Below are 14,094 nucleotides of genomic sequence, written 5' to 3'. Positions count from 1 at the left end.
CGGCGCCGTCAACACCGGGCACCCTGCGCTCGCGGAGCCGGTCCGCGTCGTCGTGGGAGAGGAGGGGCCTCAGAAGGTGACGACGCCGCGCACGCGGTGACCGGTGGCGATGGACTCCCCCGAGATGGCCGCGGCGCGCGGGGACAGCAGGAAGGCCACGAGGTCGGCGACCTGGTCGGGGCTGGACTCCCCGCCGCGGCCCGGCTGCACCTCGGCGGCCGGGGTCGGGGTCACGGTGCCGGGGCTGACGGTGTTGACCGTGACGCCGCTGCCGGCGACGGCGTCGGCGAGGTTCTTCGCCGTGACGATGAGCGCGGCGTTGCGGACGGCACCGGTGGTGCCGCCGGTGAGGAAGGCGTTCTGGCCGCTGATGCCCACCACGCGCCCGTAGCCCGCCTCCCGCATCACCGGCAGCGCCGCAGCGGCCAGGCGCAGGAAGACGACGGCCTTGGCGTCGAAGGCCTCCAGCACCTGGGCGGGGTCGTCGTTGCGGGTGGCGTCGAGGGTCTGCGCGCTCGGGGCCGCGGTGACCACGAGACCGTCCAGGCGGCCGTGGTGGGCCAGGACCGCCTCGACGGCGGCCGTGGCCGAGGCGTCGTCGCGGGCGTCCAGCCGCAGCCGGGTGCCGGTGGCGTCGGGCTCGGTGGACCGGGAGGCCACCACGGCGGTGGCGCCCTCCTCGCGCAGCCGCCCGACCACGGCGCGGCCGATGAGGCCACCGCCTCCGACCACCAGCACCGCACGACCTGACAGCCCGAGGTCCACGCGTCGAGGCTAGCCGCGGGGACGTCGGGCGGCACCCGGCCACCGGCCGCAGCGGCCCCGCGGCCGACGGCTGCGCCCTTGCCAGGTGTCACCCGATGTGGCTACTTTGAGTGACACCTCAGGCACAGTGCGCACGACGAGGAGGCGCCCGATGGCCCTGACCGTCCTCCGCCCCGGCACCACCGCACCCGCCGGTCCCCCAGCACCCCCAGCACCCCCAGCACCCGGCGCAGCGGCGGCCGGTGCGCTCGCCCCGCCAGGCCGGTCGCCGCTGCGGGTGGCCGTGGAGGTGCACCAGCGCGCCGCGGGCGCAGGCGCCCTGGTGGTCATGACGCTCACCGGCGACCTCGACGCCTCGGCGGGTCCGCACCTGCGCTCGGCCCTCGAGCAGGCCCTGCTGAGGACGTGGTCGCCCCGCAGGCCGCAGGACGACGCCGCGGCAGGCGCCTCCGCGGCCGCGGTGGCGCCCGACGTGGTGGTCGACCTCGCCGCCGTCCCCACCGCCGACGCCGCCGGCGGCGGCCTGCTGCTCGCCACCCTGCGCCGCACCACGGCGCTGGGCGGGCGCGCGGCCGTCGTCGGGGCGGACCCGGCCGTCGAGCGGCTCCTCGCCGCAGCGGACACCGCGGGCGAGGTCGCCGCGCGGGCGACGCTGGCCGAGGCCCTCTCGGCGTGGAAGGCCGCGACGCCGCGCGCGGGCACGGGGCCGCTCGCCACCGGGTCCGGCGCGAGGCCCGGTCGGCAGGCGCGCTCCGCCACCGCCTGACCGGGCGCCGCTCGAGCAGCGCGCCCCGGCCCTCGCGTCAGCCGACCCCGGCCGTGCGGCGGGCGTGGAGCGGGTGCGGCACGTGCACGTAGAGGCGCGCGCAGGCCAGCGCCAGCCACGCGAAGCCGGCCAGCACCGCCACCCACAGCAGCACCGTGCCGGCCACCTGCTGGGCGAGGGCGGCCCCGGCGAGGAACCCGGCGAGCACCAGCGCCCCCAGGAGCCGCGAGCGCCGCGCCGCACCGCGCTCCCCCAGCCCGGCCCGCCAGCGGGCCTCGGCGAAGGCGCCGACCGCCAGCGCGAGGAAGCCGAGCGCGCCGACGACGATGTGCAGCAGCCCGTGGGTGCTGACGGTGCCGGAGGTCGAGCCGGGCGGGAAGCCGGCGACCGGGTCGGGCAGCGCGACGGCGCTGGCGAGCAGGCACAGCCCGTACACGCCCGTCGTCGCCGCGATCGCCAGCCCGCGGCCGTCGCGCAGGGCGCGCGCGGCGCCCAGCGCCGCGGCCAGGACCATCAGCCCCGTGAGCACGAGGTTGGTGCGCTGCAGCCAGCCGTGCTCACCGAGCATGAGCAGCGACAGAGCGTGGTGCGGCAGCTCGAAGCCGGGCCGCGTCAGCGCGAGCACCAGCCCGACCACCACGTAGAACGGACCTGCGACGACGCCCCAGCCCAGCAGGCTCCGCGTCACCGCCGCCGACCCGTCCAGCTCCCCCTGCGCCACGGCCACCACCGCCCTCCGTCCGAGCCCACCGCTCTGGTGCACCGGTGGGTGCAAGAGCGCTGGTCGTACGGTAGCGCCGGCGGGACCTCGTTCCCAGCACCCCGCCCGGAGGGACGTCGTGGCGGCTGTGACCGAGGACGACGACGGCGGCAGTCGCGAGGACCCCCGCGCCGCGCGCTCGCGCCAGCGCGTCCTGGCGGCGGCGACGGCCTGCTTCCTGGAGCGCGGCTACGACGCGACGACGGTCGAGCAGGTCGCCGCCCGGGCCGGCCTGGCCAAGCGGACGGTCTTCAACCTCTACCCCGACAAGCCCGCCCTCTTCCGCGCCGCCCTCGAGGGCTCGGTGGACACCGCCGAGCGCTTCACGGCGCAGCTGCTGGCCCACGTGCACGAGCTCGCCGCGAGCGCCGACGCCCGCGCGGGGCTGGCCCGGCTCGCCGAGGAGCTGGCGCTCACGGTGCTCACCGGCCCCGTCGTCCCGCTGCGCCGCCTCCTGGCGCGCGAGGGCGAGCGGTTCCCCGAGCTGCTCGCCGACTACCGCCGCCGGGCGCCCGAGGCGGTGCTTGAGGCGCTGGCCAGCACCTTCACGGCCCTGTCCGGCAGCGGCACCCTGCGGGTGGACGACGCGCACCTGGCCGCGGAGCACTTCGCCTTCCTCGTCATGGGCGCCGACCTCGACCGCGGCATGCTCGGCGAGCCGCCGCCCCCCGCGGCGCGGATCCGGGAGCGCGCCGCCGCTGGCGCCGCGGCCTTCTGGCGGGCCCACCGACCGGGTCCGGCCGGGGCCCCGTAGCGGTCGCCGGGACGCCGTGCGGGCCGGGCCGACCCCGGACCAGGTGGGCGGTGCTCGGAGGACGCGCCCCATCGCGGTGACCAGCCGGTCACTCCCCTGGGCCGGTCCTCCGAGGCGAGGCACCAGCACCGGTCACGAGGGGTCACCGAGCTCCTGCTGCACCGTGCGGTTGAGCCGCTCGCGCCAGTCCTGGGTGTACGTGCGGGCGCCGCGCAGCAGCTCGTCGCAGAAGCCGGCGACGTCGTCGCCGGTGACCTCCAGCGCCCTGCGGCCGTCGGCGGCGCCGGTCTCGAAGAGGCCGAGCAGGTCGTCCAGCAGCGCGACGATCGAGCGGCCGTCCCCGCCGGCGAGGTTGAAGACGTACTTCTTGATCTCGCGGTACACCACGCGGTAGTCCTCGGGGAGGGCGGCGGCGCGGGCCTCCATGGCCCGCCACTCCTTCTTCTCCCCGATCAGCTTGGTGAGCAGGTCACGCACGTCGGTCCTCCCGCAGGTCGTCGATGGTGGCGGAGACGAAGTCCCACGTGCTCCAGATGGCGGCCAGGCGCTGCCGGCCGGCGTCGTTGAGGGCGTACAACTTGCGCGGCGGCCCGCTGGACGAGGGCCGCTTCTCGGTGCTGACCAGGCCGTTCCTCTCCAGGCGCAGCAGGACCGCGTAGACGGTGCCCTCGACGACCCCGGTGAGCCCGAGCTCCTGCAGCGTCGAGGTGATCTCGTAGCCGTAGGTCTCGCCGCGGTCGATGACCTGCAGCACGCAGCCCTCGAGGACGCCCTTGAGCACCTCGGTCAGGTTGTCCAGGTGGGCCTCCTCGCCGTCAGTGCTCAGCGACGCTGAGTACCAGTACTCTGCGGCGCTAGGTACTGCCGTGTCAAGCACCGGCGGGCTGCGGCGCCCTCGTCGCACCCGGCCCTGCGCGCGCAGGGCCGTGCGACGATCGACGGCGTGGCCGAACCCCGCAAGATCGACCGCGCCGAGCGCGCCGCGCGCGCCGCAGCGGCCCGCCAGGAGGCCGAGCGCCGCGAGAAGCGGCACCGCGCGCTGGTCATCGGGCTGACGGCGGGCGCCGTCGCCGTCGTCGTGGGGGTGGTCGCCACGGTCATCTCCCTCGACGTCGCCGCTGACCGCGAGCTCGCCGAGGCCGCCACCCGGCCCATCGAGGGCGTGCAGGAGCACGGCGGCGCGCTCGGCGCGGAGCTGGGCCGCCAGCACGTCACCACCGAGGTGACCTACGACCCGCTGCCGCCGGTGGGCGGGGACCACGACGCGGTGTGGCAGAACTGCGGGGTCTACACCGACCAGGCCCAGGTGGCCGACCGCAACGGCGTCCACGCGCTCGAGCACGGCGCGGTGTGGGTCACCTACGACCCCGCGCTGCCCGAGGAGCAGGTGGAGGCGCTGCGCGAGGCGGTCTCGGTCAGCGACTACACCCTGCTCAGCCCCTACGCCGGTGTGCCCAGCCCCGTGGTGGCCAGCGCCTGGGGCGTGCAGCTGCAGCTGCCGGACGCCGACGACCCGCGCCTGCCCGTCTTCCTGCGCAAGTACGTCAACGGCCCGCAGACGCCCGAGCCGGGGGCTCCGTGCACGGGCGGGGTGGGCACGCCGGCGTGAGCACCGCCCAGCACGACGACCCGGCCGAGGACGCGGGCCCCGACGACGCCCGGTCCGGAGGCTCCGCCCTCCTGGCGGCGCTGGCGGTCTTCGCCGCCGTCGCGCTGGCGGCCGCGGTGGTGCTCGGGGTGCTGCTCGTGCAGCGCGCCGGCCCCGGCAGCGCCACGGGCGGCGGGGCGGCGGTGGCACCGGCGGACGACTCGGTGGAAGCGGGCTTCGCCCGTGACATGCAGGCGCACCACCGGCAGGCGGTGGCGATGTCGCTGTCCGTGCTGGGCGCCACCGACGACGCCGAGGTGCGCCAGCTGGCCACCGACGTCCTGCTCACCCAGCAGCAGCAGGCCGGTCAGATGCACGGCTGGCTGGAGCTGTGGGGCCTGCCGCAGACGGGGGCGCAGCCGGTGATGGCGTGGATGAGCCACCCGGACGGGGGCGGCGCCGGCCACCAGGGCCACGACATGAGCGGCACGCAGGGCATGGAGGGCATGCAGGGCGCGGACGGCGCCAGCGGCGGCACCGGGGTCGCCGCGATGCCCGGCATGGCCTCCGCCGCCCAGCTGGCCCGGCTCGAGGCCGCTCAGGGCACCGACGCCGAGCGGCTCTACCTGCAGCTGATGATCCCCCACCACGAGGCGGGCGTGGTGATGGCGCAGGCCGCGCTGGACCTGCTGCCCGAGCGCGACAGCGCCGAGCGCTCGCTGGCGCAGGCCGTGGTCAGCTCGCAGACCAGCGAGCTGGCGGTGCTGCGCACCCTGCTCGACGCGCGCGGCGGTCCGCTGGCGTCCTGAGAGCTCCGCGCGGGGCGCGACCGCCGCGCGCGGGGCGCGACGCTCGATCGGCGGTCGGGGTGGTGCCGGCGGCGATCTCCGTGCCGCAGACTCGTGGGGTGACCCCTCCCGCCCCTCCTGCCGACCGCCGACCGCGCGGGCGCCGCCGCCTCGTCGTCGTCCTGGCCGCCGCCGCGGTGGTGGTGCTCGTCGCGGCAGGGGTGCTCGCGGTCCGCGAGCTGCGCCAGCGCGGGCAGGAGGGCGGCGAGGCGGGAGCGCCGGTGGCCGGGCCGTCGTCGTCGCCGACACCGACGTCCTCGGCCGGGTGCGACGGGCAGACCGAGGGTGACCTGCGCTTCGACACGGAGATGACCGGCGCCGACGGCCAGGCCGTCCCGTACAGCGTGAGCCTGCCCGCCGACTACTACACCGCCTGCACGACCTACCCGGTGCTGTACGCGCTGCACGGGCGGGACCAGTCCAACGCCACCTTCCTGCCGGAGGCCGAGCGGCTGCGCGCGGCGGTGGAGGCGGGGGCGCTGCGCGACGTCGTCATCATCACCCCCGACAGCAACCGCGACGGCCGCTGGGAGGGCGTGTACGACACGCACTTCATCGACGACCTCATCCCCCACGTCGAGCAGACCTACCGCGTGGAGCCGGGGGCCGCCCAGCGGCTGCTGGTCGGCTGGTCGATGGGCGGGCACGGCGCGTTCCGGTTCGCGGTGGAGCACCCGGCCGACTTCGCGGCGGTGTGGTCGGTGGACGGCGCCATGGCCCGCGACCCGCAGTCGTACCTGGAGTTCCTGCCCGGGGTGCGGGCCCAGCAGCCTCCGGTCCAGCTGACCGGCGGCGACCTCAACGGCGACCGCGTGGAGGCCGTCGTGGACCTCTTCGCCGAGCAGGGCGTCGACTTCCCCTACGAGCGCGAGCCGCTCAGCCACGACTTCAGGCTGTTCGTCGAGGCCGACGAGCGGGCCGGCTGGCCCCACCTGCGCTGGATGGACTCCCAGCTGGGCGCTCGGTCCTGAGGCGCCTGGTCCTGAGGCGCCCGGCCCTGGGGCGCCCGGCTGGGCGACGACCGGGGAGACGACGGCGCCCCTCGCGACAGCACGCGGACGCGCCTCGGAGGACCGGCCTCATGGGCGTGCCGCTCCGTCACCGCGAAGGGGCCGATCCTCCGAGCCTGCGACGCCGTCAGCCTCGACGCCGTCGACCGGGGTCGTGCGTGTCACGCCCCACGTCCTTGACGTCAGGGTGACCTGACGGCCATCGTGCCGCCGTGACGACACCGACCGCCCTGGAGCGCGAGCACACCCTGCTCACCGCTGCCGCCCGCTACGACGCGCTGCGCCGCCAGGAGATCGCCGACTCCGCCGGCGTCGACACCGCGCTCGGCGACCCGACCAGCGCGCTGGAGCTGCTCGCGCTCAGCGAGGTGCTGGTGCGCAAGGCGGGCTACGGGCGCCAGCTCACCATCCGCGCGGCGCGTGCCGCGGGTGCCAGCTGGGCGCAGATCGGGCAGGCGCTCGGGGTCAGCCGGCAGTCGGCGTGGGAGGGCCACCAGCGGTGGATCGACGAGCAGGTCCGCCAGCACGCGCGCGCTGACCACCAGGGCATGGACGACGAGGAGGCGGCCGCCGCGCGCGAGCTCGCCGGGCGGAGCAGCGACCAGTGAGCGCCGACGGCTCCGCGCAGCACCGGGTCCCGGTGACCTACGAGCACTGCGACCACGTCACGGGCCCGTTCTTCCACGGGACCCGGGCGCGGGTGGCGGTCGGCGAGGAGCTGGTGCCCGGCTTCCGCTCGAACTTCCGCGAGGCGGCGCTGCGGCACGTCTACTTCACCGGGGTGCTGGAGACCGCGGTGTGGGGGGCAGAGCTGGCGTCGGCGCTGCGCGGCGAGGCCGAGCAGCTGGGCGGCGAGGGCCGCGGGCACGTGTACGTGGTCGAGCCGCTGGGCCCCTTCGAGGACGACCCCAACGTCACCGACAAGAAGTTCCCCGGCAACCCCACCCGGTCCTACCGGACGCTGCACCCGCTGCGCGTGCTCGGCGAGGTGCAGGACTGGCCCGGCCACTCCCCCGAGGTGCTGCAGGGGATGCTCGACGGCCTGGCGCGCCTGCGCGAGCAGGGGCTGGACGTCATCGAGGACTGAGGGCAGCCGGCCGTCAGCCCGCGGACCTGCGCCGGCGGGCCGCCGAGCGGGGCGGCGCGGTCCGCAGGTGCTCGCGCACGGTCGACGCCCTAGCTCCCGACGCCGACCAGGACGACGACGGCGGGGCCCGCGGCCACCTCCGGCCCGGGCAGGCCGTCATCGGGTTCCTCCCGATGGCCGCGCCGGGCGCCTCGGCCGAGCTCGCGCTCGCCCCCGCCGAGGCACTGGTCGCGGCACCCAGCACCGTCGACCTCGCCGACGCCGCCGCGCTGCCCCTCACCGGGCTCACCGCCTGGCAGGCGCTCTTCGAGCGCGGCGGCCTCCGCACCGGCCAGCGGGTGCTCGTCAACGGCGCCGGCGGCGCGGTCGGGCTGTTCGCCGTCCAGCTGGCGGTGGCGGCGGGCGCGCACGTCATCGGAGTCGCCGGACCGCGCAGCGCCGAGCGGGTGCGCGGGGCCGGGGCCCACGTCGTGGTCGACAGGAGCTCGCTCGGCGCGCCCGAGGAGCTGGCGGCAGCGGTGGGCGGCCCCGTCGACCTGGCGCTCAACCTCGCACCGGTCGAGCCCGAGCTGCTGACGGTGCTCCTGGGGCTCGTCGGCGACGGGGGACGGCTGGTGAACACCACCGTGTGGATGCCCGCGCCCAGCGACGAGGCGCGCGGCGTGCGGGGCGTCGACGTGTTCGTCCGCAGCGACGCCGGTCAGCTGGCCGAGCTGGTCCGCCGCGTCGACGCCGGAGAGCTGCGCATCACCGTGGGCGAGCGCATCCAGCTCGCCGGCCTGCCGGCGCTGCACGCGCGCGCCGCGGCGGGCGAGGTTTCAGGGAAGGTCGTCGTCGTCTGAGCCGGCCCGGGAGCGCGGCACCGCGCCGGAGGCCTCCCTCCCTCGCGACGATCAAGCACCTGAGCGCCACACCCGTCACCGGGGCGTAGCGCCCAGGCGCTCGGTCGTCACCGGGACGGTGGCCGACCGCCCATGATCACGGGCGGAGGCGAGGGTCGACGTGCACCTTGGGTCCGGCCCCGGCGCCGGGCGGGCGGTGGCCGGCCAGGACGCCGAGGACGTCCTCCAGGGCCACGGTCGCCGCCACCAGGGGGCTCGGGTCGACGGCGCCGGAGGCGTACGCGGCGACGGTGTCCTCCAGCCCCGGGGAGGCCGACAGGACGCCGACCGCCGTGACGTCGGCCAGCAGCAGGTCGCGGGTGTCCACCGGCGTCGGCTCGTGCGCGATGCCGATGAGCACCAGCCGACCGGCCGGCTCCACCAGGGACAGCGCGAGCGCGGGGACCCCGGCGCCGGTGGAGCAGTCGACCACGGCGTCGAACGGCAGCTGCGGGAGCTCCTCGCGCGTCCACGCGTCCCCGGCGCCGAGCCCGCGGGCGAACTCCAGCGGCGCACCCGGCAGCCCCAGCACGTGCACCTCGGCGCCGGCCGCGCGCAGGAAGAGGGCCACGAGGCAGCCGATGGTCCCGGGCCCGATGACCAGCGCCCGGTCACCGGGCCCGACGCCGGCGGCCCGCGCCGCCCGCAGGGCGTTGCCGCCGGGCTCGACGAGCGCGCCCAGCACCGGGTCGACGCTGTCGGGCAGGGCGTGCAGCGAGCTCGCCGGCACCGCGAGCTGCTCGGCCAGCGCGCCCTGGCGGCCACCGCGGATCCCGACCTCCTGGCGCTGCTCGCACACGTGCTGGTGACCGCGCCGGCAGCGGCGGCAGGTCCCGCAGCCGAGCATCGTGTCGCCCATGACGCGGCGCCCCACCCAGCCCTCGTCGACCCCTCGTCCGACGGCCGCGACGGTGCCGCACCACTCGTGGCCGAGCACCAGCGGGTAGCTGCTGTGCCCGGAGCGCAGGTACGCCATCTCACCGGTGGAGAACTCGACGTCGGTGCCGCAGACGCCGGCGCGCTCGACGTCGACCACCACCTCGCCGGGCGCCGCCACCGGGGCGGGGAGCTCGACGACGCCGCCCTCACCGGGCCCTGTCAGCACGAACGCGCGCACGCGCGCCCCACCCCCTGAGCAACACTGCTCGACGTCGGCACACCGAGCAGTAGAGCATCGTGCCCAGCAGCACAGGGAGGGGCTCGACGTGGAGCTCAGGAGCTCGCAGTGGTACGCCGGCACGGACCGCAACGCCTCGATCCACCGCGCGTGGATGCGCCGCGGCGTGCCGGGCTCGGCGTTCGAGGGGCGCCCGCAGATCGCCATCGCCAACACCGCCTCCGACCTCACGCCGTGCAACCGGCACCTGTCCGAGGTGGCGCAGTCGGTGCGCGACGGCGTCTACGAGGCCGGCGGCATCCCGCTGGAGCTGCCCGTGGTCTCCCTGGGAGAGACCAACGTCCGGCCCACCGCCATGCTCTGGCGCAACATGGCCGCGATGGCCACCGAGGAGCTGCTGCGGGCCAACCCCGTCGACGGCGTGGTGCTGCTGGGCGGGTGCGACAAGACCATCCCCGCGCTGCTCATGGCCGCGGCCAGCGTGGACCTGCCGGCCGTCGTCGTCCCCGGCGGCCCGATGCTCACCGGCACCTTCCGCGGCAGGCCGCTGGGCTGCGGCACGGACACCTGGCGCCTGTCGGAGGAGGTGCGCGCCGGGACGATGAGCCGCGCCGACTTCCTGGCGTCGGAGTCGGCGATGATCCGCAGCCGCGGCCACTGCAACACCATGGGCACCGCCTCGACGATGGGGCTGCTCGCCGAGGCGCTCGGCACGACCGTCCCCGGCGTGGCCGGCACCCCCGCCCCCGACAGCCGCCTGCTCGAGGCCGCGCACGCCACCGGGCTGCTCGCGGTGGAGCTGGTATCGGCCGACCGCCGGCCCAGCGCGCTGCTGACCCGGGCCTCCTTCCACAACGCCGTCGTGGCGCTGGCCGCGATCGGCGGGTCGACCAACGCCGTGGTGCACCTGCTCGCCATCGCGGGGCGGCTCGGGGTGGAGCTGACCCTGGACGACGTCGACGCGATCGGCTCGCGGGTGCCCGCGCTGGTGGACCTGCAGCCCGCGGGCCGCTTCCTCATGGAGGACCTGCACCGCGCCGGCGGCTTCCTCGCCGTGCTGCGCGAGGTCGAGGACCTGCTGGACCCGACCGCGCTGACGGTGCTGGGCACCCGCCTGGTGGACCACCTGCGCGCAGCGGAGGTCCACGACCGCGAGGTCATCCGCCCGCGGTCGGCGCCGCTGCTGGCCGAGGGCGGCATCGCGGTGCTGCGCGGCAACCTCGCCCCGGACGGCGCGATCATCAAGCCCGCCGCCGCGTCACCGCACCTGCTGCGCCACCGCGGGAGGGCGGTGGTGTTCGACTCGGTCGAGGACTTCCGGGCGCGCGTGGACGACCCGGACCTCGACGTCGACGCCGACTCCGTCATGGTGCTGCGCGGCTGCGGCCCGAGGGGCTACCCGGGGATGCCGGAGGTGGCCAACATGCCGCTGCCGACGAAGCTGCTGGAACAGGGCGTGCGCGACGTGGTGCGCATCTGCGACGGGCGCATGAGCGGCACGGCGTACGGGACGGTGGTGCTGCACGTGGCGCCGGAGGCCGCCGCCGGGGGCCCGCTGGCCCGGGTGCGCACGGGCGACTGGGTGGAGCTGGACGTCCCCGGGCGGCGGCTGCACCTGGACGTCGACGACGACGAGCTGGCGCAGCGCGCCCCCAGCCCCGAGAGCGCCCGTGCGTACGCGGCGCCCCGGCGCGGGTGGGAGCGGCTCTACGTCGACCACGTGCTGCAGGCCGACACCGGCGCCGACCTCGACTTCCTCGTCGGCTCCAGCGGACCGGAGGTCAGTCGCGAGTCGCACTGAGCCGGGGCTCAGCTGCGGCGGCCCGACCTGGCCGCGGCCACCGCGACCGCACCGACCAGTGCCGCCAGGCCCGCGGCCAGGCCCCAGCGGGCACCGCCGACGGCGGCCAGCGCCCCGGCGCGGTGCACGCGCACCCGCGAGCTGCCCAGGGCCAGGCGCCCGAGGCGGGAGTCGACCCCGGCGCCGGCCTCGAGCACCGGGCCGGTCGGGGTGATCACCCGCGCCACGAGGCCCGCGGCCGCGAGCTCCTCGCCCACGCGCGCGAGCACCGCGGCGCTGGAGCGGCCGCCGCGCACACCGGCTGCGGCGGCCGCCTGCCGGACCCCCGCCACGAGCGCCCTGGCGTCCGCGGTGGTCACCCGCAGCTCGGCGCCGTCACCCTCGACGCGCACGTCGAGGTCGTCCACCTGCACCAGCAGGTCGGCGCTCACGCGCAGGCCCGCGGGCAGGAGGGCCGCGCGTGGCGAGGGTGCGCTCATCCGCGGCTCGCGTCCTCGGCGGTGGTGATGCGCAGGGTGCCGTTGAGCCGCCAGGTGGCGCGCGGGGCGTCGGGGCCGGTCTCGCGGGGCACCTCGACCTCCATGCCCACGAACTCGTAGTTGATCGCGGCGCCGCGGCCGGTCAGGTAGCTCCACATCTCCCGGAAGAGGTCGGAGAAGCTGGTGGTCTGCTGGCTGGTGACGTCCGAGGTGCCCGAGGCCGTGCGCGCCGAGGCGGCGCTGGCGGCGGTGCCGGAGCTCGCGGGGGTGGTGGTCATGTCTGGCCTTCCTCACGGGGGTCGGTCGCGCCTTGCGGCGCCGACCACAGACTGACCCGCGCGCGCACCCCTCGCCACTCGCGCGAGGAGCCCGCGGGTGCGCCCGGCGGCCGGGCCGACCGCTCAGGAGTCGAAGCCCAGTCCGGCGGCGTCGAGCGCCCGCAGGAAGGGACCGCGCCGGCCCTGCCGGTGGTCGGCGCGGTCGAGGGCGGCCCGGGTCAGCGCGATCCCGACCGAGGCGAAGGGCTCCGGCGGGAAGGGCAGCGGCCTCCGGCGCACCATCTCCAGCTGCGTGCGCTCGGTCTCGGTGCCGGCGAGCAGGTCCAGCAGCACCTCCGCGGCGAAGCGCGTCGCGCCCACGCCCAGGCCGGTGAACCCTCGTGCGTAGGCGAGCTGCCCCCTGCGGGCGGTGCCGTAGTAGGCGGTGAAGCGCGTGCAGGTGTCGATGGCCCCGGCCCAGCGGTGGCTGAACCTGACGTCCTCGAGCTGGGGGAACATCGTGAGGAAGTGACTGGCCAGGCGCTCGAAGGTGGCCGGGCGGTCCTCGTAGCGGGAGTCGACGCGCCCGCCGGGGTGGTGGATCGCGTCGTACCCGCCGAAGAGCACGCGGTCGTCGGCGGACAGGCGGGCGTAGTGGAACTGGTTGGCCAGGTCCGTCAGGCCCTGGCGGTGCTGCCAGCCCACGGCGCGCTTCTGCTCGGTGGTCAGCGGCTCGGTCATGAGCACGTAGTCGTAGACCGGCACCACCATCAGCCGGTCGCGGCGCAGCAGGGCGGGGAAGACGCCGGTGGCCAGCACCACCTGGCGGGCGGTGACGGCGGCGCGGGCGGTGCGGACCACCTGCCGGCCGCCCCTGGTGCTGGGCCCGTCCAGGCTCGTGACCGCCGAGTGCTCGAAGACCCGCACGCCCAGCTCGCGGGCAGCCCGGGCCAGCTCGAAGACCAGGCGGGCCGGCTGCACCAGGGCGACGTCGTCGCGGTCCCACCGGCCCGCGAGGAAGGTGGGCGAGTCGATCTCCGCGCGGGTGGCGGCGGCGTCCAGCACGTCGGCCGCCCCGCTGCCGGAGGCGCCCTCGGACAGCCCCTCGGACAGCCCCTCGGACAGCCACGGCACCTGGTGGGGCTCGACGGCGACGGACAGGCTGCCGGTCCTCTCGAGCTGGCAGTGCAGCCCGAGCTCCTCGACGTCGCGCGCCAGCGCCTGGAGGTTCTCCCGGCCCAGGCGGGTGAGCTGCTCGTGCTCGGCGGGCCAGCGGTTGCGGCTGTTCTCCTCGCCGTGGGTGGTGCTCGCCTCGCAGAAGCCGCCGTTGCGGCCCGAGGCCGCCCAGCCGACGGTCTGGGCCTCCAGGACGACGACGCTGCGGCCCGGGTCGCGCCGCTTGGCCAGCACCGCCGTCCACAGCCCCAGGTAGCCGCCGCCGACCACCACGAGGTCAGCGGAGGTGCTCGCCGTGAGCTGTTCGGCAGCGGGCGGCGGCGGGGCCTCCTCGAGCCAGAACACCCGCTGCTCGCTGCCCGCCAGCGCCTTGCTCACCAGGGCCGGGTCGGGCGCGCAGCGCTCCCACACCGTCGGGGTCGCGGCCACCACACGCGGATGCTGCCACAGCCGGGCCCCGCGGCGGCCCGCCGTGCGGTCGCCCGGGCGGCGCAGTGACGAGGAGCGGTGCCGACCACCCCAGACCGGACGTGACCCAGATCACACCAGCCGGGGCATGACGGATCCGGGCCCTCCTGACTCCTACCTGGTGTCGCGCACCACCGGCCAGACCGGCGGGCGCGCCACAGCCCACAGGGCCGGCCCCCAGCGCCGGCACGGACGAGAGGACGCAGACCCCATGTCGCAGACCACCTCCAAGACCACCACCGCCGTCGTCCCGGCCAGCCCGGCCACCTCCGGTGCGCTGAGCACCACCCAGGGCTCCACCACCATCGCCGACACCGTCGTGTCCAAGATCGCCGGC

At 76.7% G+C, this 14,094-nt stretch carries 17 protein-coding genes; 9 read left to right on the top strand and 8 right to left on the bottom strand.

Features of this window, described 5'->3' with window-relative positions; translation table 11 throughout:
* Nucleotides 1–69 precede the first annotated feature (69 nt).
* Nucleotides 70–765: an SDR family oxidoreductase gene (locus ACUN9U_RS09880; RefSeq protein WP_445484787.1), complete on the bottom strand. Its 696-nt coding sequence runs from the start codon at nucleotides 763–765 to the stop codon at nucleotides 70–72.
* Between the two features lie 151 nt (nucleotides 766–916).
* On the opposite strand from ACUN9U_RS09880, the gene ACUN9U_RS09875 reads away from it, so the two are divergent.
* Nucleotides 917–1,531, top strand: coding sequence for an STAS domain-containing protein (locus tag ACUN9U_RS09875; RefSeq protein ID WP_445484786.1), 615 nt, complete (start codon nucleotides 917–919; stop codon nucleotides 1,529–1,531).
* 37 nt (nucleotides 1,532–1,568) lie between these two features.
* On the opposite strand, the gene ACUN9U_RS09870 is transcribed toward ACUN9U_RS09875, so the two are convergent.
* A complete protein-coding gene (locus ACUN9U_RS09870) occupies nucleotides 1,569–2,258 on the bottom strand; it encodes a DUF998 domain-containing protein (protein WP_445484785.1) in 690 nt (229 codons plus the stop codon).
* A gap of 112 nt (nucleotides 2,259–2,370) precedes the next feature.
* Here ACUN9U_RS09870 and ACUN9U_RS09865 point away from each other — a divergent pair, with 112 nt between their 5' ends.
* A complete protein-coding gene (locus tag ACUN9U_RS09865) occupies nucleotides 2,371–3,045 on the top strand; it encodes a TetR/AcrR family transcriptional regulator (protein WP_445484784.1) in 675 nt (224 codons plus the stop codon).
* A gap of 132 nt (nucleotides 3,046–3,177) precedes the next feature.
* On the opposite strand, the gene ACUN9U_RS09860 is transcribed toward ACUN9U_RS09865, so the two are convergent.
* Together ACUN9U_RS09860 and ACUN9U_RS09855 are read right to left on the bottom strand one after the other, a co-directional pair.
* Nucleotides 3,178–3,522 (bottom strand): DUF1048 domain-containing protein, encoded by a 345-nt coding sequence (locus ACUN9U_RS09860; RefSeq protein ID WP_445484783.1) that lies wholly within the window; start codon nucleotides 3,520–3,522, stop codon nucleotides 3,178–3,180.
* A complete protein-coding gene (locus ACUN9U_RS09855) occupies nucleotides 3,515–3,844 on the bottom strand; it encodes a PadR family transcriptional regulator (protein WP_445484904.1) in 330 nt (109 codons plus the stop codon). The genes ACUN9U_RS09860 and ACUN9U_RS09855 overlap by 8 nt, the downstream gene beginning before the upstream one ends.
* A gap of 144 nt (nucleotides 3,845–3,988) precedes the next feature.
* Here ACUN9U_RS09855 and ACUN9U_RS09850 point away from each other — a divergent pair, with 144 nt between their 5' ends.
* The 6 genes from ACUN9U_RS09850 to ACUN9U_RS09825 all read left to right on the top strand — a co-directional run bounded on the left by ACUN9U_RS09850 (nucleotide 3,989) and on the right by ACUN9U_RS09825 (nucleotide 8,420).
* A complete protein-coding gene (locus ACUN9U_RS09850) occupies nucleotides 3,989–4,654 on the top strand; it encodes a DUF3105 domain-containing protein (RefSeq protein WP_445484782.1) in 666 nt (221 codons plus the stop codon).
* Complete coding sequence (locus ACUN9U_RS09845; RefSeq protein ID WP_445484781.1) at nucleotides 4,651–5,442, top strand: DUF305 domain-containing protein; 792 nt, start codon at nucleotides 4,651–4,653, stop codon at nucleotides 5,440–5,442. Before ACUN9U_RS09850 ends, ACUN9U_RS09845 begins: the two co-directional genes overlap by 4 nt.
* A 98-nt stretch (nucleotides 5,443–5,540) precedes the next feature.
* A complete protein-coding gene (locus ACUN9U_RS09840; RefSeq protein WP_445484780.1) occupies nucleotides 5,541–6,452 on the top strand; it encodes an alpha/beta hydrolase in 912 nt (303 codons plus the stop codon).
* A 251-nt stretch (nucleotides 6,453–6,703) separates the two neighbouring features.
* Entirely contained in the window at nucleotides 6,704–7,099 is a 396-nt protein-coding gene (locus ACUN9U_RS09835; protein ID WP_445484779.1) for a hypothetical protein, read from the top strand.
* Between the two features lie 32 nt (nucleotides 7,100–7,131).
* On the top strand, nucleotides 7,132–7,578 hold the full coding sequence (gene arr / locus ACUN9U_RS09830; protein ID WP_445484903.1) for an NAD(+)--rifampin ADP-ribosyltransferase: 447 nt from the start codon (nucleotides 7,132–7,134) through the stop codon (nucleotides 7,576–7,578).
* A gap of 173 nt (nucleotides 7,579–7,751) precedes the next feature.
* Nucleotides 7,752–8,420 carry a zinc-binding dehydrogenase gene (locus ACUN9U_RS09825; protein ID WP_445484778.1) on the top strand — a complete coding sequence of 223 codons (669 nt, stop codon included), beginning with the start codon at nucleotides 7,752–7,754 and terminating at the stop codon, nucleotides 8,418–8,420.
* A 136-nt stretch (nucleotides 8,421–8,556) separates the two neighbouring features.
* Here ACUN9U_RS09825 and ACUN9U_RS09820 read toward each other — a convergent pair whose 3' ends face one another.
* Nucleotides 8,557–9,576, bottom strand: coding sequence for a zinc-dependent alcohol dehydrogenase (locus ACUN9U_RS09820; protein ID WP_445484777.1), 1,020 nt, complete (start codon nucleotides 9,574–9,576; stop codon nucleotides 8,557–8,559).
* Between the two features lie 88 nt (nucleotides 9,577–9,664).
* Between ACUN9U_RS09820 and ACUN9U_RS09815 the strand changes: the two genes are divergently transcribed.
* Nucleotides 9,665–11,377: an IlvD/Edd family dehydratase gene (locus ACUN9U_RS09815; RefSeq protein ID WP_445484776.1), complete on the top strand. Its 1,713-nt coding sequence runs from the start codon at nucleotides 9,665–9,667 to the stop codon at nucleotides 11,375–11,377.
* An 8-nt stretch (nucleotides 11,378–11,385) separates the two neighbouring features.
* Here ACUN9U_RS09815 and ACUN9U_RS09810 read toward each other — a convergent pair whose 3' ends face one another.
* The 3 genes from ACUN9U_RS09810 to ACUN9U_RS09800 form a co-directional block, all read right to left on the bottom strand.
* Nucleotides 11,386–11,856 carry a hypothetical protein gene (locus tag ACUN9U_RS09810; protein ID WP_445484775.1) on the bottom strand — a complete coding sequence of 157 codons (471 nt, stop codon included), beginning with the start codon at nucleotides 11,854–11,856 and terminating at the stop codon, nucleotides 11,386–11,388.
* Nucleotides 11,853–12,134, bottom strand: a complete 282-nt coding sequence (locus tag ACUN9U_RS09805; protein WP_445484774.1) for a hypothetical protein — start codon at nucleotides 12,132–12,134, stop codon at nucleotides 11,853–11,855. The genes ACUN9U_RS09810 and ACUN9U_RS09805 overlap by 4 nt, the downstream gene beginning before the upstream one ends.
* Before the next feature lie 123 nt (nucleotides 12,135–12,257).
* Nucleotides 12,258–13,718, bottom strand: a complete 1,461-nt coding sequence (locus ACUN9U_RS09800) for an NAD(P)/FAD-dependent oxidoreductase (protein WP_445484902.1) — start codon at nucleotides 13,716–13,718, stop codon at nucleotides 12,258–12,260.
* Nucleotides 13,719–14,094: the final 376 nt, after the last annotated feature.

The organism is Quadrisphaera sp. KR29 (genome assembly GCF_052644995.1).
This window is presented reverse-complemented; position numbering and strand designations above follow the sequence as displayed.

Excerpts from the sequence above, each read along its gene's own strand:
- ACUN9U_RS09875 (WP_445484786.1), top strand. The coding sequence starts at position 917 with ATGGCCCTGACCGTCCTCCGCCCCGGCACCACCGCACCCGCCGGTCCC.
- ACUN9U_RS09825 (WP_445484778.1), top strand. The coding sequence starts at position 7,752 with ATGGCCGCGCCGGGCGCCTCGGCCGAGCTCGCGCTCGCCCCCGCCGAG.
- ACUN9U_RS09810 (WP_445484775.1), bottom strand. The coding sequence starts at position 11,856 with ATGAGCGCACCCTCGCCACGCGCGGCCCTCCTGCCCGCGGGCCTGCGC.
- ACUN9U_RS09805 (WP_445484774.1), bottom strand. The coding sequence starts at position 12,134 with ATGACCACCACCCCCGCGAGCTCCGGCACCGCCGCCAGCGCCGCCTCG.